This is a genomic window from Paraburkholderia silviterrae, assembly GCF_004353915.1.
GTDB classification, from domain to species: Bacteria; Pseudomonadota; Gammaproteobacteria; order Burkholderiales; family Burkholderiaceae; genus Paraburkholderia; species Paraburkholderia silviterrae.
In genome coordinates this window covers 70,346-92,719 of the sequence record NZ_SMRP01000019.1, presented here as the reverse complement: position 1 = coordinate 92,719, position 22,374 = coordinate 70,346, and the positions used below count along the sequence as shown (strand labels likewise).

Sequence of the window (22,374 nt, the reverse complement as noted above, 5' to 3'; positions counted from 1 at the left end):
TTGCATATGCAAGATCGAACAATGCCTGGTACCCCTACCCATCATCAAGGAGTTTTTCATGAAAGTCGTCAAAGCCGCCGCCGTCCAGTTCAGCCCTGTGCTCTATAGCCGTGAAGCAACCGTCGCCAAGGTCGTGCAGAAAATCCACGAACTCGGCCAGAAGGGCGTGCAGTTCGCCACCTTCCCCGAAACGGTCGTGCCGTATTACCCTTACTTTGCAGCCGTCCAGACGGGCATCGAGCTTCTTTCGGGCACCGAACATCTGCGCCTGTTCGAACACGCTGTGACGGTGCCGTCCGCTGCTACCGACGCGATTGGCGAAGCCGCGCGAAAGGCCGGCGTGGTCGTGTCCATTGGCGTCAATGAGCGCGATGGCGGCACGCTGTACAACACACAATTGCTCTTCGATGCCGACGGTACGCTGATCCAGCGCCGCCGCAAGATCACGCCGACGCATTTCGAACGCATGATCTGGGGCCAGGGAGACGGCTCGGGCTTGCGTGCAGTCGACAGCGCAGTCGGCCGCATCGGCCAGCTCGCATGCTTCGAGCACAACAACCCGCTCGCCCGCTACGCGATGATCGCCGACGGCGAGCAGATCCATTCGGCGATGTACCCGGGTTCCGCCTTTGGCGAAGGCTTTGCTCAGCGTATGGAGATCAACATCCGCCAGCATGCGCTCGAATCCGGCGCGTTCGTCGTCAATGCAACGGCGTGGCTGGACGCGGACCAGCAGGCGCAAATCATGAAAGATACCGGGTGTGGAATCGGTCCGATCTCGGGCGGCTGCTTTACCACGATCGTCGCTCCTGACGGCACGCTGATGGCCGAGCCGCTTCGCTCGGGTGAAGGCGAAGTGATCGTCGATCTCGACTTCACGCAAATCGACCGCCGCAAGATGCTGATGGACTCGGCCGGCCACTACAACCGCCCCGAATTGTTGAGCCTGATGATCGACCGTGCGCCGACCGCGCATGTTCACGAACGCGCTTCGCATCCGATGATCGTCAACGACCAGGGTGCCGACGATCTGCGCACCCAGGCTGCATGACCTGCGAACTTCGAATTGCCCCTTTATCGAAGGAGGATTTGCTTTGAAAGCAATGTTCAGGACCGGCTGCGCGAGCATCGTCGTTACGGCGCTGATGGCGACCGCCTCGCCCGGCTACACGCAGACGTCCACGACGGATGCACCCGCCGCAACGCATGCGCACAAGCCCGCAGCCGCAAAGACCGATATTTCGGACAGCACGCTGGTGAAGTCGCTGCCCGGATTCAGAAATGGCTATGCAACCGTGAACGGCGTACGGCTGCATTATGTGATCGGCGGCAAGGGCGAACCGCTCGTGTTGCTGCCCGGTTGGCCCGAAACGTGGTGGACCTTCCACAAGATCATGCCGGCGCTCGCCGAGCATTACACCGTGATCGTGGTGGATCTGCGCGGCATGGGCGCGTCGTCGAAACCCACTGACGGTTACGACAAGAAAACGATGGCCGCCGATATCCATGAACTGACGCAATCGCTTGGATACGACAAGGTTGCGATCGCGGGACACGACATCGGCTCGGCTGTGGCGTTCGCCTACGCGGAAAACTATCCGGAAGCCACCGACAAGCTGGTGATGATGGAGTTTCCGCATCCCGACGATAGCCTGCAGACGTTTCCGCTTCTACCCGCCAATGGCGCATACGGTGACAGGCTGGGCTCGGCGCGCCCGAACCTGTGGTGGTTTGCATTCAATCAGGTCAGCGGTTTGCCGGAGCAACTGCTCGCAGGCCGGGTCCGGCTTGAACAGGACTGGCTCTTCCACTACTTTCTTGTGAACGAGAAAGCAGTCGACATGCGCGACCGCGCCGTGTACGAGCACGCCTATAACAGCGCCGCCGCGATCCGCGCGGGCAACGCGTGGTATCAGGCCTTCCCTCAGGACATCAGCGACAACAGGAATTATGGCCAGCTGCAAATGCCCGTTCTCGTGATGGGCGGTCCCGCATACAAGTGGATGAAAATGGTCGTCGGAGATAAGGCGGTCAACATGAGCGCCGTTGACGTAGAAAACAGTGGGCACTTTATCCAGGAGGAGCAGCCCGAGCGGGTTGCGAAGTCAATGCTCGACTTTCTGCAAAGCGCACGCGAATGATGCCGCGATCGACGCGTTGATCGACGTGTGCACGCGCACAATTCCATGCATATATGTGTATATGCATACATAAATCAACTGATTTTTCTCCTTCAAAGGTAATGTGATATGACAACGAATCCTGCCCACGATCGGCCCATTCTCGTGACGGGCGCCGGAGGCGCGATTGGTGGAATTGGGCGCAACGTGACAACGTCACTGCTCGCGAAAGGCTATAAAGTGCGGGCGCTGGTCCGCAAGGACGACGATCGCGCGAACGAGTTGCGCGGCCTTGGCGCCGAAGTCGTGGTCGGCGATCTGACCGATCTCGCCTCGATGCACCGCGCAATCGAAGGCTGTTCGCGCGTCTACTTCGGCATGTCCGTATCCCCAGCGTATCTCGAAGCAACGGTCAATTTTGCTGCCGTGGCGCGTCATTATGGCGTCGAAGCCATCGTGAACATGTCGCAGATGACCGTCACGGAAATGAGCATCACGGCAACGACCGACAGCCCCCAGCACAAGCTGCACTGGCTTGCCGAGCAGGTCTTGCAGTGGTCGGGGCTGCCCGTCGTCACGGTCCGGCCCACGGCGTTTCTCGAGAGCTTCTTCCTGACGCTCGGCGCAACCGGCGTGCGCGACAACGACGAACTTGCGCTGCCGCTTGGCAACAGCAAGACGTCGCCCATTTCTGCGGTTGACGTCGCAAATGCGGTTTCGGTCATTCTCGAGAATCCGGCACCGCATCTCGGCAAGATCTATAACCTGACTGGCCTTGAATCAACGGATCTCGAACAGGCCGCGCGTGTCTTTTCGGACGCGCTCGGCCGGCCCATCCGTTACCGGAATGTGCCTGTCGCGCCGTGGTCGGACAAATTGCGCGAACTCGGCATTCCCGATCATGTCGTCAGGCATCTGGTCGTAATGGCCGACCTCCACGTACAGGGACGATACGACCGCATGACGAACGACCTGTTCGAACTCACGGGCCGCAAACCCATGAGCATGTACGACTTCGTGAAACTGCACATCGCAGACTTCACGCGCAACACAACACGTTGAACCCAGGCAGGAGACCGCTCCCATGTCAACAGACACGCCCCAATCCTCATCGCGCCGGCACTTTGTCGGCGTGGCCGCCGCGGCGCTCGCGGCAGGCTCGCTGAGCCGGCTCGCCTTCGCGCAAACGAGCCCTGCAATCGGCAAGATCACCGAACCCGCGAATGGCGACAAGACGGCGATCCGGCCGTTCCGCGTTCACGTCCCCGAGTCGCAGCTTACCGACATGCGGCGCCGCATCAAAGCCACGCGCTGGCCGGATCGCGAGACGGTGCCCGACGAATCACAGGGCATTCAGCTCGCCACCATTCAGGGACTCGCCCAGTATTGGGCAACCGGCTACGACTGGCGCAAATGCGAATCACGGTTGAATTCGTATCCACAGTTCATCACTGAGATTGACGGACTCGATATCCATTTCATCCACGTGCGCTCGAAGCACGAAAACGCGATGCCGTTGATCGTGACCCACGGCTGGCCCGGCTCGGTCATCGAACAGTTCAAGATCATCGACCCGCTCGTCAATCCGACTGCGTATGGCGCGCCGGCTTCGGATGCGTTTCATCTCGTGATTCCCTCATTGCCCGGTTACGGCTTTTCGGCGAGACCTACCACAACGGGCTGGGGCCCGGAACGCACCGCGCGCGCGTGGGTCACATTGATGAAGCGCCTCGGCTATGAGCGCTTTGCTTCGCAGGGCGGCGATCTCGGCGGGATTGTCACGAACATCATGGCCAAACAGGCGCCGCCCGAACTGATCGGCATTCATGTGAACTTCCCTGCCTCCGTTCCGGCCGAGATTCTGAAGTCGCTGGCCGCGGGAGACCCGATGCCTGCCGGCTTATCGGATGAGGAAAAGCACGCGTATGAGCAGTTAAGCGCCAACTTCAAGAAGAAGCGCGGCTACGCTTTCGAAATGGGTACGCGCCCGCAGACATTGTATGGACTCGCCGACTCGCCCGTCGCGCTGGCTTCCTGGCTGCTCGACCATGGCGATGGCTACGGCCAGCCCGCAGCGGCGCTGAGCGCGGCCGTGCTCGGTCATCCCGTCAACGGTCATTCAGCAGGCGCGCTGACGCGAGACGACGTACTCGACGACATCACGCTTTACTGGCTGACCAACACCGGCATCTCGGCGGCGCGTTTCTACTGGGAGTCGCACGCGAACTTCTTCCTCGCAGCCGACGTGAACGTGCCTGCCGCCGTCAGCGCGTTTCCGGGTGAAAACTACCAGGCGCCGAAGAGTTGGACCGAAAAGGCCTATCACAACCTGATTTACTTCAACAAGCCTGAAACGGGCGGGCACTTCGCGGCATGGGAAGAACCGATGATTTTCGCGAACGAAGTGCGCACGGGATTAAGGCCCTTGCGCGCCTAAAGTGCAAAGCGCTCCGACGCGCATGCGTTGGAGCGCTCCTCGATGTAATCGTGCTAGTCAGGTCCATGCGATGTTGTTCGCATTGATCTGCCGTTTGGTTCGGCCCCGGGTCCGCTTGTGCAACTGCCATGACACGGACCGGCGATTGCACGCCAAGTTAATCGAAATTTTCCCCCTGGGGATCAAATAGTTAGAACGCAAATGAACATGCTGATCAAGACGCTTGCCGCAGTCGCGGCTGGTACCGTGCTCGCAACGAACGCCTTCGCCCAGAGCACAGGGGAGGTCGGCGTGGCCTCACCGTACGTCGCCATCGATAACGAGCCCCCGCCCAAACTGATTGTGGATCCCACGCCGCTTGCCGCAGGTCTGGCCCACGGCATCGTCTGGATCCAATATCGGGTGGAGAACGTGCATATCTTGCCGGTGTTCGGGGCAGCCGCGCTCAACGTGTCTCCCCGAATCGGGCATCTGCACGTACACATCGACGATCTGCCTTGGGGTTGGGTAGAAGCGAATGACGTCAATACAATCAGCGTGGCGGGTCTGCCACCTGGTCAGCACAAGATGCTTGTCGAGTTGGTCGACGCTCAACACCACGTATTCGCTGGGTGCACTGAGTGCAGGCAGATAGTGACGTTCACGGTCCCAGAGGGCACGTCTCACTCACACTGAAGGTGATGACAAGAGCCTCTGCGTTAGTCCGTCGCGAGTGACGTCCGACGCATCCTGAATTTTCATTCTGGCTTCGCTGTCGGACATCGGCGTCGATCCGATTTATTGGATGGCGCACGAGGACAACTGCCAGGTCGCCGTCAGCCTCTCGCTGCATCGTGAAGCCCGCACTGCGTCTACCCTGCTACCCATTTGGGTGGTGTGCACCCCCTGTCTTTCTGTCATTGTGAATCCGTCGTCACAACGCCACCCGCAAAGGATAGCTAAGCAATCGACGACGCGAGGCACAAAGTGGGCGTATCGCAATTGGCGGGAGACTTGAAATGGAAACCACATCCTCGAGCGGAAATCCTTTGATGGATCTTTCGGACAATCTGGCAGACATTGTCGGGCGAGTCGGACGCAGCGTTGTGGCAGTACGCGGCCGGCATCGCATGCCGTCAAGTGGGGTAATCTGGCGCCATGGCGTCGTCGTGACGGCTGCGCACACGATCAGGCGCGAGGACGGGATCGAAGTTACATCGACCGACGGCAGTACGGTCGCCGCAGTCCTCGCGGGCCTGGATTTGGGCACCGACCTCGCCGTGCTGAAGCTGGACGGCGTGGACCTGGACCCAGCCGAGTCTGGTGACGCCCGCTCACTGAAGCCGGGCCATCTGGCGCTCGCCGTCGCGCGTGCGGACGAGCTCGGGGTCAGCGCTGATTTTGGCGTGATCGGCAGCACAGGTGGTCCCTGGCGCACGTGGAGAGGTGGACAGCTCGATGCGTTCGTGCGACTGGACGGCGGTCTGCGCCCGGGTTTCTCCGGGGCGGCCCTCGCAGATATGCGCGGGCATGTCATGGGCATCTGCACGTCGGCACTGATGCGCGGCGCCGGCATGGTGATTCCCGGGATGACTGTGGAGCGCGTCACCGATGAACTGTTGGCTAAAGGGCGCGTCTCGCGGGGCTACCTTGGCGTCGGCACACAGCAGGTCAGCCTGCCAGACGCGTGGGTGAACAAACTGAACCTGCCGTTCAATAGCGGATTGCTGATCAATTCGCTTGCGCCGGGCGGTCCTGCAGAACAGGCGGGTGTGCTCATAGGCGATGTCCTGATCGAACTGGACGGCAGGCCTTGCCGCGACATGGACGACGTGCACGCTGCGCTGGGTTCCGCAAGCATTGGACAGCAGTTGCAAATCACGTTGATCCGAGGTGGCGAACGCCACGCGAGTTCGGTAACAGTGGGCGAACGCCCCCAACGGAATTCGTGCAGGTGAGGTCCGGGAAGCGGCTAAATGTCGGATGGACAGAGGGTACACATGGGGCCGGTGCAGGTCGCGGTGATTGCGGCATCGCCGCAGGTGCGTGCAAGCCTGCAAACGCTTGTCGAGGCGAACCCGGCATTCGGGTTCCTGGGTAGCGCAGCCGACGCCGAAACGCTCGTCGATTGCCTCGCCGGTTCGGTGCCGGATGTGGTCGTGACCGACATCGAGCCGGAGGCGAGCGACGCGCTCAAGACGCTATTCGAACACGGACCGTCGGCGCTCGTTCTGCTGCTCGACGACCCGGATAGCGACTGGAGCCTTGACGCGCTGCCCGCCGATGCGACGGCGATCCTGCCGCGCAACGCGATACCTGCCGAAATCGTCGTGTCCATCGAAGCGGTCGCCGCGGGCCTTTGCGTGCTTTCGCCCGACCTCCTCGCAAGGCTGCTGGCCGCACGCAAACCGTCGAGCCAGATGGCATCCGGCGAACCGTTCGAAGCCTTGACCTTACGGGAGATCGAAGTGCTGGCGATGCTCGCCGACGGACTCGGCAACAAGGAGATCGCGCGGCAACTCGATATCTCGGACAACACGGTGAAATTCCACCTCTCCTCGATCTTCGGCAAACTCGGCGCGACCAATCGCACCGAAGCAGTGATGCTCGGTATGCGGTACGGATACGTCATGGTGTAGACAAACATGACGAGCCTGCCACTGCATGCATATGGTCCACGGCTCTCGCGACCTCGACGCGTCACCCAACTACCGTCATCGGCACTCGTTTTTGTGCCGATCGTCCGCGATGTGGTGACCCTCGCGAAGGACCGTTTTTGGCCGAGACCGGAAGTAGCTGAGTGGCGGCCTGCCGCCTCAACAAGGGAAGACGTCTGCGTCAGCCGTGCCTCGATGAGCCGGCGGGGCGGCGCACCGTACCGGTGGCCCTCGCGGATCCGGCGAGGGCCAGGCGGCAAGCCGCGATAAGGGGCGTTATCGCCGCCGCATCACTGGCTCCGTCGCTCCGTCTGGGCGGAATCCTCCTATTTCTTTCTGTTGTCTTACTTGTTTCGGTTTTTATTGGGTGATACTCAGGCGCCTGTTTTCGTTTTTATTGTTTTCTTTTTTTATTTATTTTGTGGGCGAACACGAGCGTGACCCGCAGATTGAGATCGAGGCGGCGTGGATTAAGCATCGTAATACCTGTCATTGCCGATATTCATTTCAAATATAGCAGACGGTTCCCTATGCTGAGTGCCATTCACCCGATCGATTCAACCAGCGGAGCTTCAGCATGAACGTACTCATCGTCTACGCCCATCCCGAGCCGCGCTCGCTCAACGGGGCGCTCAAGGATTTCGCGCACGACCGTCTCACGCGGGCGGGCCATGCGGTGCAGGTTTCGGACCTCTACGCAATGAACTGGAAGGCGGTACTGGATACGCAGGACGCGCCCGGGCGCGATGCCGCCGCGCCGTTCAATCCTTCTCTCGAATCGAAGCACGCTTTCGAGAGCGGCACGCAAAGCACGGACATCGCGTGCGAGCAGGACAAGCGGCGGTGGGCCGACGCAGTCATCCTGCAGTTCCCGCTCTGGTGGTTTTCGATGCCCGCGATCCTCAAGGGCTGGATCGAGCGCGTCTATGCCTATGGGTTCGGCTATGGCGTGGGAGAGCATTCCGACCAGCGTTGGGGCAGTCGCTATGGCGAAGGCACGCTCGCGGGCAAGCGCGCGATGCTGGTCGTGACGGCGGGCGGCTGGGAGTCGCACTACGGCGCGCGCGGCGTCAACGGGCCGATCGACGACATCCTGTTTCCGATCCAGCATGGCGTGCTCTACTACCCGGGCTTCGACGTGCTGCCGCCGTTCGTCGTGTATCGCACCGGGCGCATGGACGAAGAACGCTTCGCGGCCACGCGTGAGGCATTGGGCGAGCGGCTCGATACGCTATGGAGCGCCGCGCCGATTGCGTTTCGTCCGCAGAATGCGGGGGCGTACGAGATTCCGGCGCTCACGTTGCGCGACGAGATCGCGCCGGGCCGCACCGGCTTTGCCGCGCATATCGAGCAGGCGGTAACGGCCGGAGCGCTATCGGGGGCGTGATGGTCGTGGAGGGCGGGGCTTCAGTGTCCCGGCCCGTTTTCGCGCACGCAGCTCAGCACGAGCGTGTCGCCGGGCGAGGCGCCTGCGCTGAGCGATGCGTCATGAAACTCGCGGCTGCCGCATCGCCATTGCGCGCGATAGTCCACGCGGCATGTCGCGAAGGACGTCATCTGGCGCCCGGAGGGCAGCGCCTTGGGCGCGGGAGTCGATGGCGAGCCCGGCGCGTGCGCGCCAAGCACGTACCCGCAGGTAAGCAAGCCATCGCAGTGCTGCGCGAGATCGCGCGTGGCATTGCCGCGCGGCGCACCGCAATTGGCCCCCCACGTGCCGGAAACGATGGCGATCGTCGGCGCTGCTGCGGCTTGCGCGATCGGCGTGGCTGGCGAGGACGAGGCCGCAGCGAGCCTCACGGTATTCGCTGCAACGCTCTCCGACCAAACGGCGAAAGCGACGAAGGCCAGCGTGCCCAGCAGTATCCATCCAGCGGGTCTCATGATGTGCCTCCAGTGCGAGGCCGAGCACTTCGCTCGATTCAATAATAGGTCGCCGCGTGGGAGGCACCCGCGCCCGGCTCTGGTGCGCGGTTACGCTGCAGTGCACCAGCAGCTTTCATGAATCGCACATCAACAGTGGGTTGCGCTGCTCGATGCGCGTCCCGGACGTTCCGTCACGAAAACGCGGCCACCCGCGCGCGGCCCGTGTCGCAAGCCGTTGCGGTCATCACATTTCATTTCCCTCTGTCACTGGCATACGTATTGCTTGATACCCCGCGAGGCCAATGACGGCCTCGGCGATTTCAGCTCGTCACGCGGAAGCGGGACGATTGCGACGAACAAAGCGGGGCAACGGCGTCCCGAGGTGGCATCCCATGGAGCGCAACGGCTTCATGCGGATGCGCTTCGGGACGCCGTTTTGTTTTCGCCTTTGAATCGGACTACGAAGTAACGGAACCCGGGCGCCGCAGGCGTGCCGAGACTCATTACCTGGAGAGAGCCTCGTGAAAGAACTTTTGAGTTCGCTAAAGAGTGGCAACTGGCGCGCGCTGGTCGCGTGTTTTCTGTATTTCGACACTGGCTTTACGGTGTGGGTGATGTTCGGCCCGCTCGCGCCGTTCATCCAGAAGGACATCAAGATGACGCCGGCCGAGCTCGGCCTGCTCGTCGCGGTGCCGGTGCTGGGCGCGGCCATTCTGCGCGTGACACTCGGCAATCTCTACCAGGCCTGCGACGGCCGCAAGGTCGCGCTGATGGGCATCGCGCTTTCGGCGATTCCCGCGCTCGTGCTGCCGCTGATGCCGGTCGCGCCGTCCTATACGCTGCTGCTCGTGCTCGGCGTGCTGCTGGGTGTGGGCGGCGCGAGCTTCGCGGTGGCGCTGCCGATGGCGGGCAGCAACTATCCGCCGAAGGTGCAGGGCCTCGTGCTCGGGCTCGCTGCCGCCGGCAATATCGGCGCGGTGCTCGACGGCTTCCTGTTTCCGGGGCTCGCCAACAGCCACGGCTGGATGCATGCCACGGGCGCGGCGCTGCCGCTGCTCGGTCTCGCCGCGACGGCCGTGTGCTTCTGGGCCCGCGATCTCGGCCAGAAGTCGGGCAGCGCGGCGCAGGCGCTGCGCGCGTTTTTCGTCACGCTGGCGGGCCTGATTGCGCTCGTGCTCGCCGTGCATGCGGGCGTGTTCGGCGCCGGCAAGACCGGCGTGTTGCTGCTGCCCGTGATGGGCGCGCTGCTCGCGATTGCCGTGCTGCCGCGCCACTATCGCGGCGTACTCGCCGAAGGCGACACCTGGGTCATCATGCTCGTGTACAGCATCACTTTCGGCGGCTTCGTGGGCATGTCGTCGTATGTCACGACGCTGCTCGTCTCGCTCTATCAGGTGCCCAAGCTCGAGGCCGGCGTGATCATGTCGCTGCTCGCGCTCACGGGTGCGATGGTGCGCCCCGTCGGCGGGCTGATCGCCGACCGTATCTCGGGCGTGCGCGCGCTCGTGCTGCTGCTCGCGGCCATCTCGCTGTGCGATTTCGCGTTCGCCGCGTGGATGCCGCCGCTTTCCGCCGGCATCGCGCTGCTCGCGCTCACCTATGTGTGCTTCGGCCTCGGCAACGGCGCGACCTTCCAGCTCGTGCCGCGCCGCTGGCACGGCCGCACGGGCCTGATGTCGGGCATCGTGGGCGCGGCGGGCGGCATTGGCGGGTTCTATCTGCCGGTGGTCATGGGCATCGCGCGAGAAAGCACGGGCAGCTATCAGATGGGTTTTGCGACCTTCGGCGCGCTCGCGGCGCTGGCGTTCATGCTGGTGCTCGCGCATCGTGCGCGCTGGCTCGGCTGGGCGCTGCCGCAGGAGGGCGCCGTGGCGCATCCGGCCGTGCAGACCGTCGAGGTGAGTGCGGGGAATTGAGCGGGAGGGGGCCGCTGAGGTTCGCGGGCGCTTCGGGACCGGCCGGGGCGTCCGCCTTGTTTGGAGGCGCTGCGAACGTGTGGAGTGGGGTGGGCGATCGAGCGTACCCCACCGCTGCCCGCGCGGAACTTCAACCGCAATTTCGACTATCTCGCCGAGTGGGTCGAGCCGGTCATCGATGCGCGCCCGACTCAAGATGCCGATACGCACGTCCCGGACTCGCTCGTTGCGGTCGAACGATTCGTTTGATCTCGCGAGACCGGAGGCGGGCAGGAGTTCTGTTACGCTGCGCCTGGCCTTACTCGCTCGTGGTCGATGGCTATTCCCATCAACTAGCGCGGTGCGCCGCTCACGCGCGCTGTGCTGTCGGTCGTGGACCGGGTGTTTCTGCCGCACGACGCGGCCGATCTGCGTGTTGTCTCGATCCGCAAAAACATGCCCTTCCGCACCGCGTAAAGGAGACGCGCATTGACGCACCGTTTCATTATCTTGCTTGGCGACGTGACTGATCACGCCGGACAAGTCATCACCGGCGCGCCAGCGACAAAGTACGATGGCCTTCCGATCGCCCGTGTCGGCGATCTCGTTTCCTGCCCGCTGCACGGCAACAACGCGATCGTGGGCTCGTCCCGGTTCAACGTCGAGGGGCAGCCGGTGGCGCTGGATGGCATGCATAGCGCATGCGGCAGCACGCTGATCGCCAGTCAACGTTTGTTCAGCACGATTGAGTCGCCACGGGATAAAGGCGGACAGTACACGCCGCGGTGGTATCGCGAGAACGCAGGCCAGCCTGTCGTTCCTGGTACCGAGGATTCCGGCACCACGGCCTGGCCAGGCTTGTCGCCACAGCCGCCCGACAACAGCCCCGGTTGATGCACACGGTGCGCCGCGCGCCGTCGGGGATCTCGCTCCAGGTGCTTGCCGAGCTCTGGCTGTTACCGATGCCGGGCGCTTCGTGCTCTACGCATCTGCTCGCGCCTCGTGCTTCGTGCCTCGTGGCGCTGCGTTTTTGTGGATTTGGGGCGCGATGGCCGGCTGTCCCCCTGTTACCCAACCGTTGCGTGACTGGCGCCCGAGTCGGACGTGTCCGACGAGGCTCGGCTGCGTCAAACCAGGCGGCTCGAAACGAGGCCAGAGCAGGGCAGGCCGGACCAGATTTGCCCAAAATCGCGCTAAAAAAGCCGTTGCTCGACACGATTTCTGTCGGACCCAGGGGGCCAGCCCCTGCGCATCGGGTAAACTATGCGCCTGGTCTTTGTCCTCCATTCAACGGGTTTTGTCGATGAGTACGATTCTTGAAAGTGTTCCGGTTGGTCAAAAAGTAGGTATTGCGTTCTCGGGCGGCCTCGACACTAGCGCCGCGCTGCACTGGATGCGCAAGAAGGGCGCCGTGCCGTACGCCTATACTGCCAACCTCGGCCAGCCCGACGAGGACGACTACGATTCGATCCCGCGCCGCGCGACGGAATACGGCGCCGAAGGCGCCCGCCTGATCGACTGCCGCGCGCAGCTCGTGGCCGAAGGCATCGCGGCGCTGCAAAGCAGTGCGTTCCATGTCTCGACCGGTGGCGTCACCTACTTCAACACCACGCCGCTCGGGCGCGCCGTGACGGGCACGATGCTCGTCGCCGCGATGAAGGAAGACGGCGTCAACATCTGGGGCGACGGCTCGACCTACAAGGGCAACGACATCGAGCGCTTCTACCGCTACGGCCTGCTCGTCAATCCGGATCTGAAGATCTACAAGCCGTGGCTCGACCAGCTGTTCATCGACGAACTCGGCGGCCGCTCGGAAATGTCCGAGTTCATGCGCCAGTCGGGCTTCGCGTACAAGATGTCGGCGGAAAAGGCCTACTCGACGGACTCGAACCTGCTGGGCGCGACGCACGAGGCGAAGGATCTGGAAAGCCTCGAGTCGGGCATCAAGATCGTCAACCCGATCATGGGCGTGGCGTTCTGGCGCGACGACGTCAAGGTCGACCGTGAGGAAGTGACGATCCGCTTCGAGGAAGGCCAGCCGGTCGCGCTGAACGGCAAGACCTTCACGGACGCAGTCGAGCTGCTGCTCGAAGCGAATCGCATCGGCGGCCGCCACGGTCTGGGCATGAGCGACCAGATCGAGAACCGCATCATCGAAGCGAAGAGCCGCGGCATCTACGAAGCCCCGGGTCTCGCGCTCTTGCACATCGCCTATGAGCGCCTCGTCACGGGCATCCACAACGAAGACACCATCGAGCAGTACCGCGAGAACGGCCGCCGCCTCGGCCGCCTGCTGTACCAGGGCCGCTGGTTCGATCCGCAGGCGATCATGCTGCGCGAAACGGCCCAGCGCTGGGTCGCGCGCGCGATCACGGGCGAAGTGACGCTCGAGTTGCGCCGCGGCAACGACTACTCGATCCTGAGCACGAAGTCGCCGAACCTGACGTACCAGCCGGAACGCCTGTCGATGGAAAAGGTTGCCTCGACTTTCTCGCCGCGTGACCGTATCGGCCAGCTGACGATGCGCAATCTCGACATCACCGACACGCGCGACAAGCTGCGCGTCTACGCGCAAGTCGGCCTGCTCACGCCGGGCGAGGCGTCGGCGCTGCCGCAGATCAAGGGCGAAAAGAAGTAAATCGGCGGGTGGACCGCGCGGCGCCTGGCGCCGTTGCGGTCCGCAAGCCGCAAATCCCCGCGTAATCCGGCGTTCGCAATGAACGACCTGGAGCGCGGGGATTTTTTATCGGGCACCGTCCCGCGTGGTCCGGCCGCTCGCCGTGAGCGGCGTTCGCGTGGCGCGCGGAGTGTTCAGCCAGCCATCAGCTTCAAGCCCGACGGCAGCGCCTCGCCGAACACGCGGCCTGTATCGGCGCTATCGAGCGTCACGACTTCGCGCACCATCTCGATCCACGTCTGCGGGGCGTTCGCGCCTTCGAGCCGCCGCAGGACCGTCTCCCGCACCGCGGGCTCCAGATCGCGCGAGCGGTCGCCCGTCATGCGCGCGATCTGCGCGGCGGCGAACATGGCCGGCTCGACCTTCCTCCAGTCGAGCGCGAGGATGGCGTCGAGCCAGCGCGTAGCCACCTCGGGCGCCACGACGCCATGCGCGCTGCCGTAAAAGGGCAGGCGTGCGCCGATGCGGCCCACGGCCCACCAGCTCTGATGATTCTCGGCGGGCTTTTGCAAACGCGTCAAAAGCTGCTCGCCGATCTCGATCTTGCGCTCGGCGGGGATCCGTTCGAGCGAAGCGTAGAGGCGCACCATGTCCTGATGTCCGAGCTTGGCGGGATCGAAGGGCAGCTTGTGCTTCTTCGAACTCGCCGCTTCTTCGAGCCAGCGCATCGCTTCCAGCACCTGCTCCTGGGCCGCGTCGTCGAGACCGCCCGCCGTGCGCCGCCACAGCGTCCACCACTCGGACCACACCTGGCCTTCGTTGACGTGCTGAATGCCATCGTCGAAGAGGGTCCAGAGCTGCTCGACGCGCCACTCGTCGAGCGGATAGCCGAAGCCCGGCCGCACGCAGAAGCCTGCGAGGTTCAGCCACAGGCGCTCGTGGTCGGGCGAGCGTCGCCGCCGCCCCGCGCGCTCCCACAGCGCGCCGAATAGCTCGCGCAGCAATGGGCCGTCCCAGTTCTGGCGCGGCCCGAGGCCGTGTTCGAGCTGCGCGCGCAGGCGCTTGACTTCCTTGGGATCGACCTTGGCCGACTTCGCGCCGAACACGCGGTCGATCACGGCGATGGCTTCGTCGAGCCCGGCGTGGCGCGCGCCCTGGCTCGCCTGTGTGCCTGAGGCCTCGTCGCGGCGCAGCTGGAATTCGAGCAGCCAGCGTCGCGCGTCGTCGTCGGTGGCGATGCAGCCGACTTCCAGCGTGCCCACCTCGGTCAGTTGCGCCGTGAGCTTCACCGGCCGTTCCTGTTCCGCGCGAGCACCCTGAGCACCTTGCGCGTCCTGGCCATCCTGGCGTTGCACCACAGTGGACAGCGGCGGCAGTCGCACGAAATCCGCCGACGAAATCTCGGCGATCTCGCCGGGCCGCCAGGCCGTATCGGCGACCGTCGAGACCAGGTGGAATTGCACGGGATGGCCCAGACGCAGCGCGAACACGCGCTCGGCGAGGCGCACTTCGTGGCCTTCCTCGGTGCCGCGCGGCAGCAGGCAGACGCCGCGCGTCCTGGCGTCCTCGTCCGCGCCTTTGCCGGTTTCCTCGTCGAGCACGAGAAAGTAGCTGCGCGGCGAGCCGCCGCCGATGCGCGGCGCGCGTCCCGAGCGCGCCAGCGCGAAGGCGACCGCGCCGCGCGCGACCGCCACGTCGGGCTGGTCGTTTTGCAGCACGGTGAGGGGCGCTTCGCGCCACGCGCTCAGCGTCTCGTGCAGTCGCCCGGCCAGCGCTTGCGCGCGGAACACGCCGCCGTTGAGCAGCAGCGTGTCGGGCACAGGCAGGGGCGTTTGTGCGCCGTCAGCCGTCCCCAGCGCCTCGCGCGACTGCGCGGCAAAGCGCTGCAGGAACGCCGCGATATGCCGTGTGACCGCCGCGTCGGCGGCATAGGGCAGGCCGAATTCGACGATCGCCGCGCGCGAGCGGCGCGGCAGGTCGTCGGGGCCGCCTGCGGGAAAAAAGCCGTCCACGACGATGCGCTCGGCCTCGTCGCGGGTGAGTTGCGTCGTGCGCGCGCCGCCAATCAGCCGTGAGCCCGCACCGAGCAGCGTCACGCCGACGGCATCGGGCGCGGCGTCGCCCAGCAATTGTTCTTTCGCGACGCGGCAGCGCTCGACGAGCTGCGAGAGGCTCGCGGCGGAGAGGCGCGCGTTCTCGCCCGCGAGCCGGCTTTCGGCCAGATGCGCGAGCGCGAGGTCCATGTTGTCGCCGCCCAGCATCAGGTGGTTGCCCACGCCGATGCGGCTCAGCTGCGGCTCGCCGTTCTCGACCTGTACCTTGATGAGCGTGAGGTCGGTGGTGCCGCCGCCCACGTCGCAGACGAGCACGAGGCGCGTTTGCGCGAGCTCGGCCTGCAGCGTATCGCGATGGTGGAACAGCCAGTCGTAGAACGCGGCCTGCGGCTCCTCGAGCAGGCGCAGCGCGGGCAGCCGCGCGCGCCGCGCCGCTTCGAGCGTGAGCGCGCGCGCGCCGTCGTCGAACGAGGCGGGCACGGTGAGCACCACGTCCTGCTCTTCGAGCGGCGCGTGCGGGAAGCAGTGGTTCCACGCGGCGCGCACGTGCGCGAGATAGCTCGCGCTCGCGTCCACCGGCGAAACCTTGCCGACGTCGTCGGGTGCGCCCCACGGCAGGATGGGCGCGAGCCGGTCCACCGAGGCATGCGAGAGCCAGCTCTTCGCGCTGGCGACGAGCCGGCCCGGCACCTGGGCGCCGAGCGTGCGCGCGAGGCGGCCGACGACAGGCGCCGCCGCAGAGGTTGCGTTTTCCGTGCCTTCCGGAACCGCGGCCGTGGGCCAGGGCAGTTGCAACGCGCCGGGCGCGAGCTCGCCCGGCGCCGGGTGATAGCGCGCCGAGGGCAGCAGTGGTTGCGCGCCCACCTCGCCAGGAGCGGTGAGCTGCTCGATATCGAAGACGCGGATCTCGTCCGCGCCCGCTTCGGCGTAGGCAACGACGGTGTTGCTCGTTCCGAGGTCTATGCCTACGACGTATCGCTTCATCGTGCTCAAGAGACGGTTGGGCCGATTCAGGCGCTAGCGTTGCCGCGCACGTCGAATTCGACCTTCCAGCGCTCGGTGCTGCCGCTCGGCACGGCCTCGAGCTCCAGCGTCCCGGCTTCGGTCACGCGCGCGTGCAGCTTGACCGGCACGACCTCGCCGGGCGTACGGCCTTCGGAAGGCAGCGTGGCCTGGATCTCTTCGAGCTCCTGAAGCTCTTCCGCCGACCAGTAGTCGAGCAGCGTGCCCACCTGGTCCTGGCGGCGCACCGAGGAGCCGAAGAAGCGGAAATGCACCGGCTCGCCCACCACGAGGCCGAATTCCTGCGGCGGCAGGGCCGCGTCGGTGCCTTCCTCCATGCCGAAGGGCGCGACGCACAGCGCCGAGACCGGCGGCTCGAGGCCCGGCACCGCGGGCATGGCCGACTCGATCGCCACGTAATACGCGCGCGCCGTGCCTCCGCGAATGCGTACGCCCTTGCCGCGCTTCACATAGCCGTAGTACGCCGCGCCGCGCGCGACCGCGAGGTCGAGGTCCGCGCCGCCCAGCAGTCGTGCGGCCGGCGCGCCTTCGGCTGCCAGCCAGCCGTTGAGGATCTCGAGCACGCGCTCCGAAAGCAGCGACGACTTGAACACGCCGCCGTTGAACAGCACCGCCGTGGGATGCAGGAAGCTCGCGCCCTGGGCGCTCGCCACGGGCGCACCGAAGCCTTCGAGTTCCGCGAGCGCACCCACCTGGCGGCCGAGGAACGCCGCGAGGTGGCGGGTCACGCCCGCGTCCTGCGCGTAGGGCAGGCCGAGCTGCGTGAGGCCGGCGCGGGCGCGCGTGACGGGCCGTGCCGCCGCGTCCACCTGCGGGAAGAAGCCTTCGAGGATGATCTGCGTGAGTTCGGTGCGCGTGAGCTCGGTGCGGATCGAGCCGCCGATCAGCTTCGAGCCGCGGCTCGGCACGACGAGGGGCACGGTCTCCACGCTCGGGTCGGAGAGCAGCGTCTCCTTGGCCGAGCGGCACGCGTAGGTGAGCGCGCGCAACTGCCACGGATCGGCCTGGGTGCCCTGCGCCGCGAGCTTGCGCGCGACCACGTGGGCGAGCGCGAGATCCATGTTGTCGCCGCCGAGCAGGATGTGCTCGCCCACGGCCACGCGATGCAGCTCCAGGTTGCCTTCGCGCTCGACCACGGCGATCAGCGAGAGGTCGGTCGTGCCGCCGCCCACGTCCACCACGAGGATGATGTCGCCGACCTTGACTTCCTTGCGCCACGCGCCGCCGCTCTTCTGGATCCAGCTATAGAGGGCGGCCTGGGGTTCCTCCAGCAGCGTCATGCGCGTGTAGCCGGCGGCCTGCGCGGCTTCGGCGGTGAGTTCGCGCGCGGCCGGATCGAACGAGGCCGGGATCGTGACGGTCACGTCCTGCTCGGCGAACGGCGCGTCGGGGTGCGCCTGGTTCCACGCTTCGCGCAGGTGCGTGAGGTAGCGGATCGAGCTTTCGAGCGGCGAGACGCGCGCGACTTCGGGCGGCGCGTCGTTGGGCAGGGTCGCGGCGCGGCGGTCCACGCCCGGATGGCACAGCCAGCTCTTCGCGCTCGACACGAGGCGGATGGGCGTGCCGGCGCCGCGGCTGCGCGCCATTTCGCCCACGGCGTACTCGCGCGTGGCGGTCCAGGGCAGCGTGAGGTCGCCAGGCGACAGCTCGCCCGCGTTGGGCAGGTAGAGGAACGAGGGCAGCAGCTCGGGCGACTCGATCGCGCCGGGCGCGGTCAATTGCGTGACGGCGAGCACGCCCTGGGTGGCTTTTTCGCCGTCACTGCCGGCGAGGTCGACGTAGGACAGGGCGCAATGCGTCGTGCCGAGGTCGACGCCGATGGAATAACGCGGTTCGCTCACAGTTCCACCTCCGCCGGTGCGATGACCTTGGCGTCGTGCGTCTTCACGAGCTTGGGCAGCTTGACGTCCTCGACGCGCCAGCCGCGGTGGCTGATCGTGCCGTTGTACGGCGCGGCGCCGACCACGTTGCCGGTCAGGCGGATGGCAGTGGCGTCGAAGCCTTCGGCGATGGTCACGCGGCTGCCTTCGGCCTCCGTGCGCACCGGGCGGATCGTGAAGTGCTCGCGCAGCGTCGCGCGGCAGCCCTCGTGCACGAGGCGTGCGGCCGCGCCGATATCGGCGTCGCCGTAATTGGCGATGTCCTCCTCGACGAAGTCGACGAAGCGGGCGTTGCGCTGGAGCAGGCCCAGCAACTGTAGTGCCGATTGCGGGCTGGCTTCTTCGATGGCGGGCGCGGGGGCCGGGGCGGGTGCAGGCGCAGGCGCGGGCTTGGCGACGGGCGCGGCGGCCGGAGCCGGGGTGCGCGGCGCGGCAGCGGGTGCGATGGTTTCGCCGTTGCGCAGGCGGCGCACGCCGGCGGCCAGCTCGGCGTTGCCGAGGATGGCGAAGAACGATCCGAAGGCAAGCGAGAGCCTGCCCGCGAAGGAAATTTTGGTTTCGGTCATCAAAACAGCTCCAGTGGGCTCGCGCGCTTGGGGCGAGCGGTCCGGCCGGCCTCGCGTCGAGGCGCTCACGGTACGTCATGGGGACGTCCAGCGTGTGACGGCGGGGAGCGCGTTCGAGCCCCCGCGAGCGGCAGCCGGCAGGAAAAACATGAGCCCGGCGCGGGCTCAAAACCCGTATTTTGCCTTGTCGCGGGCGCAAGACGGGTAAATTGGCCGTTCGGGGGAGGGAATTAGCGGGTTTGCGGCGGGTTTGAAGGCCGCTGGCGGGGCGTCAGGCGTGCATCACGGCATCACGTCTCGGTCTTGCTCGTGTCCCGGCTGCTTTCGTCCTTGTGGAACACGCGTTTCGTGGTGCGCTTGGTGGCGTCCCAGCCTTCGCGCGAGGCGTTCGCGATGCCGTGGCCGACTGTCTTCGCCGCATGGGCGGTGGCGTGGCCGAAGTCGCGCGCGGCGTGGCCGGTCTTCGCCGCGGCCTCTTTCGAGTCGTGCTTGATGTTCTCCTTCACTTCGTGGAGGTCGGCGTAGGCGGCCGAGCTCGCCATGCCGAGCAGCAGCGCGGCCAGAACGAGTTGACGTGCGCTTTGACGTGTTTTCATGTCGGTTCTCCCTTGAGACTGTTATCGGTGGCCCGGGCGAGCGCGCCGGACGCGTCGAGCATCACGGCGGCGCGCCCGGTCAGCAGCACCTCGTCGCCGCAGCGAAGCGTGAAGCCGTAGAGGACGGTGTTGCCGTCGCCGCTCATGCGCTCGGCTTCCACGGTGAGCGGCGCCTCGAACGTATCGAGGCGGGCGACGCGGGCTTCGACGCCGCGCACGCTCGCGAGATAGCCCACGCGCGGCCTGCCTGCCTGAGGCTGGTCCGGAACGCCGTCGCGCATGCCGGCGAGCGCGCCATGCACGGCCATCGCCTGCGCCGCGTACTCGATACCGCAGACCGAGGCCAGCCGGCCCTGCGAACGCAGCGGGTTGTGCGCGTCGCGGTGGCTCGTTGCCGTGCAGCGGATGTGCGCGTCGTCCCAGGCGTCCACGCTGTCGAGCAGGCACATCGCGCCGCTGTGCGGAATGTGCGCGGCGATCCACGCACGCCCGAGCGGCGCGGCATGGGACGTCGAGGGCGTTGCGGCCGTCGTGCCGGGCAATGCATCGGGCGGCGCGCCATGCAAAACGTCTTGCGTCATCGCGAGCGCTCCGCGTGCGTGCCCGGCGGCGTCACGTCGATGCGCACGCGCGTCTCAGGCAGATAGTCGATCACCACGCTCGCCGCGCGCCCCGCCGCAATCGCTTCGAGCAGCGGCAGCCCGCGCGCGGCGGGATTGTCGGCGCGCAGGGCTTCGAGCTCGGGTGAGGCGAGCGTAGTGACCGGCGCGTCGGTGAGCTTCACTTCGATGCACGCCAGCGCGTTTGCGGGCACTTGCGCGTTGGCATCGTCATCGGTTGCCGGCGCGAGCACGAGCGCCACGCCGAACGCGTCGGCAATCGGCCGCACCGTGTGCAGCGGCTCGGGATAGTCGGTCTCGTAGGCGATCAGCAGGCTCGGCACGCCGTCCACGGCGATCTGGCACAGGCTCTCCAGCAGACCCGCGGCGAAGCTGCCGTCGTGCGCGCACAGCACGTTCGAGGTGGCCCGCGCGTGCGCCGCGATGCTCCAGTAGCCGGCTGCCGCGTTGTGCACCGAGTTGTGAAAGCGCGTGGGCGAGATCTGGCGGTCGTCGCCCGCGAGCATTTCGCAGATCGCATGGCAGTTCTGACCGTCGCCGCCCGACGCGGCGAATACGGTGGCGAGCGTGGCGCCGTCGCGGCCGCTCGCGGCCACGGCTTCATGGCCCACGGCCAGCGCGGTTTTCACGACCGGCGCGGCGCGGCGCCGCTCGGCGCTCGGCAGACCCGCGGCCGGCGGCAGCTCGGTGCGCGCGCTAATCCACGGCGCGCGGCCCGCGAGGACGTCGGCGGCCTGCGGCCAGCTGGCGAGGCCGGGCCCGATCAGGCCGATGCTTTCGATGGAGGCTCGCAATTTCATGGCGGGTTCACGCTCGCGGCTCGTGCAGCGCATGGTCCGCGCGGCCAAAAATCAGGCTGCAATTCGTGCCGCCGAAGCCGAACGAATTGCTGAGAACGGTGTGCACGTCGGCATCGCGGCTTTGCAGCACATAGTCGAGGCCGAGTGCAGGGTCGGGCTGCGTTGTGTTCACGCCGGCGGGCACGAAGCGGTGGCGCAGCGCAAGCGCGCACACCACGGCCTCCAGCGCGCCCGCCGCGCCCAGCGTGTGACCGGTCGCGCCCTTGGTCGAGCTGCACGGCGTGCCCTCGAAGAGGGCGCGCACCGCGAGGCTCTCCGCGGCGTCGTTGCTCGGCGTCGCGGTGCCGTGCAGGTTGATGTAGCCGACCTCGGCTGGCGCGATGCCCGCCGTCGCAAGCGCCTGCTCGATGGCCGCGCGCGCGCCGAGCCCTTCGGGATGCGGCGACGACATGTGATGCGCGTCGCTCGATTCGCCCACGCCGAGCAGTAGCACGGCGTTCTCATCGACCGTCTCGCGGGCCTCGGGCAAGCGCTCGACGAGCGCGAACGCCGCCGCCTCGCCAATCGAGATGCCGTCGCGCGCCACGTCGAACGGCCGGCACGGCTTGCGCGAGAGCAGTTCGAGCGAATTGAAGCCGTACAGCGTCGTGAGGCACAGCGAATCGACACCGCCCACGACAGCGGCGTCGATGAGCCCCGCTTCGATCATGCGGCGCGCGGAGCCGAACACCTTCGCCCCCGACGAGCACGCCGAGGAGATCGCCATGGCCGGGCCGCGCAGCGCGAAATACGCGCGCACGAACGAGGCCACGGCATAGGGGTTGTGGGTTTCTGCGTAGCGGAACCCCGGGGGCAGCGCGCCGGTTTGCGGGTCGAGCTGGCGGTAGGCGTGCTCGGTTTCGAGGATGCCGCTCGTGCTCGTGCCAACGAACACGCCCACGCGGTCCGCGCCATACCGGGCGATGGTCCGCTCGACGTGCCCCGCGAAGCCGTCCTGCGTGAGGCCGAGCTGCGCGAGACGGTTGTTGCGGCACGCGTAATCGGCCAGATCGGGGCGCAGCGGCTCGGCTTCGACGCCCTCTACCGCGCCGATCCAGGTGTCGAGCTCCGCGCGCTCGAAATCGCACGGCGTGAGGCCGCCGCGCTGGCGGCGCAGCGCGTCGAGCGTCGCGTCGAGCCCGCGCCCGAGGCAGCTGGTGGCGGTGAAGTGCGAGAGCAGTAGAGGTTTCACGAAGGTCGAATCCGGTAGCTGAAGCGCGCGCCGCGA

The 22,374-nt window shown here is 66.1% G+C and carries 20 protein-coding genes; 12 read left to right on the top strand and 8 right to left on the bottom strand.

Annotation, left to right across the window (positions count from 1 at the left end):
• Positions 1 to 58: 58 nt before the first annotated feature.
• From EYW47_RS28785 to EYW47_RS28750, 8 genes are all read left to right on the top strand, one after another.
• Entirely contained in the window at positions 59 to 1,051 is a 993-nt protein-coding gene (locus tag EYW47_RS28785) for a carbon-nitrogen hydrolase family protein (protein WP_133198242.1), read from the top strand.
• A 52-nt stretch (positions 1,052 to 1,103) separates the two neighbouring features.
• Positions 1,104 to 2,141, top strand: coding sequence for an alpha/beta fold hydrolase (locus EYW47_RS28780; RefSeq protein ID WP_240763976.1), 1,038 nt, complete (start codon positions 1,104 to 1,106; stop codon positions 2,139 to 2,141).
• A 108-nt stretch (positions 2,142 to 2,249) separates the two neighbouring features.
• A complete protein-coding gene (locus EYW47_RS28775) occupies positions 2,250 to 3,182 on the top strand; it encodes an NmrA family NAD(P)-binding protein (RefSeq protein WP_133198241.1) in 933 nt (310 codons plus the stop codon).
• Positions 3,183 to 3,204: 22 nt separating this feature from the next.
• Positions 3,205 to 4,557, top strand: a complete 1,353-nt coding sequence (locus tag EYW47_RS28770) for an epoxide hydrolase (protein WP_133198240.1) — start codon at positions 3,205 to 3,207, stop codon at positions 4,555 to 4,557.
• Between the two features lie 201 nt (positions 4,558 to 4,758).
• Positions 4,759 to 5,232, top strand: a complete 474-nt coding sequence (locus EYW47_RS28765; protein ID WP_133198239.1) for a DUF6130 family protein — start codon at positions 4,759 to 4,761, stop codon at positions 5,230 to 5,232.
• A 356-nt stretch (positions 5,233 to 5,588) separates the two neighbouring features.
• Positions 5,589 to 6,494 (top strand): S1C family serine protease, encoded by a 906-nt coding sequence (locus tag EYW47_RS28760; RefSeq protein WP_133198287.1) that lies wholly within the window; start codon positions 5,589 to 5,591, stop codon positions 6,492 to 6,494.
• Positions 6,495 to 6,512: 18 nt separating this feature from the next.
• Positions 6,513 to 7,175: a response regulator transcription factor gene (locus EYW47_RS28755; protein ID WP_133198238.1), complete on the top strand. Its 663-nt coding sequence runs from the start codon at positions 6,513 to 6,515 to the stop codon at positions 7,173 to 7,175.
• A gap of 595 nt (positions 7,176 to 7,770) precedes the next feature.
• Entirely contained in the window at positions 7,771 to 8,580 is an 810-nt protein-coding gene (locus tag EYW47_RS28750) for an NAD(P)H-dependent oxidoreductase (protein WP_133198237.1), read from the top strand.
• A 20-nt stretch (positions 8,581 to 8,600) separates the two neighbouring features.
• Here the strand turns inward: EYW47_RS28750 and EYW47_RS28745 are convergent, their stop codons facing one another.
• The gene (locus EYW47_RS28745) at positions 8,601 to 9,074 is read right to left on the bottom strand and encodes a hypothetical protein (RefSeq protein WP_240763967.1); all 474 of its coding nucleotides are present in this window, start codon (positions 9,072 to 9,074) and stop codon (positions 8,601 to 8,603) included.
• A 503-nt stretch (positions 9,075 to 9,577) separates the two neighbouring features.
• Here EYW47_RS28745 and EYW47_RS28740 point away from each other — a divergent pair.
• The 4 genes from EYW47_RS28740 to argG all read left to right on the top strand — a co-directional run bounded on the left by EYW47_RS28740 (position 9,578) and on the right by argG (position 13,589).
• The gene (locus tag EYW47_RS28740; RefSeq protein ID WP_133198236.1) at positions 9,578 to 10,972 is read left to right on the top strand and encodes an MFS transporter; all 1,395 of its coding nucleotides are present in this window, start codon (positions 9,578 to 9,580) and stop codon (positions 10,970 to 10,972) included.
• Between the two features lie 84 nt (positions 10,973 to 11,056).
• Positions 11,057 to 11,221, top strand: a complete 165-nt coding sequence (locus tag EYW47_RS41050; RefSeq protein ID WP_165976701.1) for a hypothetical protein — start codon at positions 11,057 to 11,059, stop codon at positions 11,219 to 11,221.
• A gap of 219 nt (positions 11,222 to 11,440) precedes the next feature.
• The gene (locus tag EYW47_RS42600; protein ID WP_133198235.1) at positions 11,441 to 11,845 is read left to right on the top strand and encodes a PAAR domain-containing protein; all 405 of its coding nucleotides are present in this window, start codon (positions 11,441 to 11,443) and stop codon (positions 11,843 to 11,845) included.
• 409 nt (positions 11,846 to 12,254) lie between these two features.
• A complete protein-coding gene (gene argG / locus EYW47_RS28730; RefSeq protein ID WP_133198234.1) occupies positions 12,255 to 13,589 on the top strand; it encodes an argininosuccinate synthase in 1,335 nt (444 codons plus the stop codon).
• A gap of 173 nt (positions 13,590 to 13,762) precedes the next feature.
• Here argG and EYW47_RS28725 read toward each other — a convergent pair whose 3' ends face one another.
• From EYW47_RS28725 to EYW47_RS28695, 7 genes are all read right to left on the bottom strand, one after another.
• The gene (locus EYW47_RS28725) at positions 13,763 to 16,606 is read right to left on the bottom strand and encodes an Hsp70 family protein (RefSeq protein WP_133198233.1); all 2,844 of its coding nucleotides are present in this window, start codon (positions 16,604 to 16,606) and stop codon (positions 13,763 to 13,765) included.
• A 26-nt stretch (positions 16,607 to 16,632) separates the two neighbouring features.
• Positions 16,633 to 18,486, bottom strand: coding sequence for an Hsp70 family protein (locus EYW47_RS28720; RefSeq protein WP_133198232.1), 1,854 nt, complete (start codon positions 18,484 to 18,486; stop codon positions 16,633 to 16,635).
• The gene (locus EYW47_RS28715) at positions 18,483 to 19,091 is read right to left on the bottom strand and encodes a DUF2760 domain-containing protein (protein ID WP_133198231.1); all 609 of its coding nucleotides are present in this window, start codon (positions 19,089 to 19,091) and stop codon (positions 18,483 to 18,485) included. The genes EYW47_RS28720 and EYW47_RS28715 overlap by 4 nt, the downstream gene beginning before the upstream one ends.
• Before the next feature lie 290 nt (positions 19,092 to 19,381).
• Positions 19,382 to 19,687, bottom strand: a complete 306-nt coding sequence (locus EYW47_RS28710) for a hypothetical protein (RefSeq protein ID WP_133198230.1) — start codon at positions 19,685 to 19,687, stop codon at positions 19,382 to 19,384.
• Positions 19,684 to 20,268, bottom strand: a complete 585-nt coding sequence (locus tag EYW47_RS28705; protein WP_240763966.1) for a hotdog family protein — start codon at positions 20,266 to 20,268, stop codon at positions 19,684 to 19,686. The genes EYW47_RS28710 and EYW47_RS28705 overlap by 4 nt, the downstream gene beginning before the upstream one ends.
• Complete coding sequence (locus tag EYW47_RS28700) at positions 20,265 to 21,107, bottom strand: beta-ketoacyl synthase chain length factor (RefSeq protein WP_133198229.1); 843 nt, start codon at positions 21,105 to 21,107, stop codon at positions 20,265 to 20,267. Before EYW47_RS28700 ends, EYW47_RS28705 begins: the two co-directional genes overlap by 4 nt.
• A 7-nt stretch (positions 21,108 to 21,114) precedes the next feature.
• The gene (locus EYW47_RS28695) at positions 21,115 to 22,338 is read right to left on the bottom strand and encodes a beta-ketoacyl-[acyl-carrier-protein] synthase family protein (protein ID WP_133198228.1); all 1,224 of its coding nucleotides are present in this window, start codon (positions 22,336 to 22,338) and stop codon (positions 21,115 to 21,117) included.
• Positions 22,339 to 22,374: the final 36 nt, after the last annotated feature.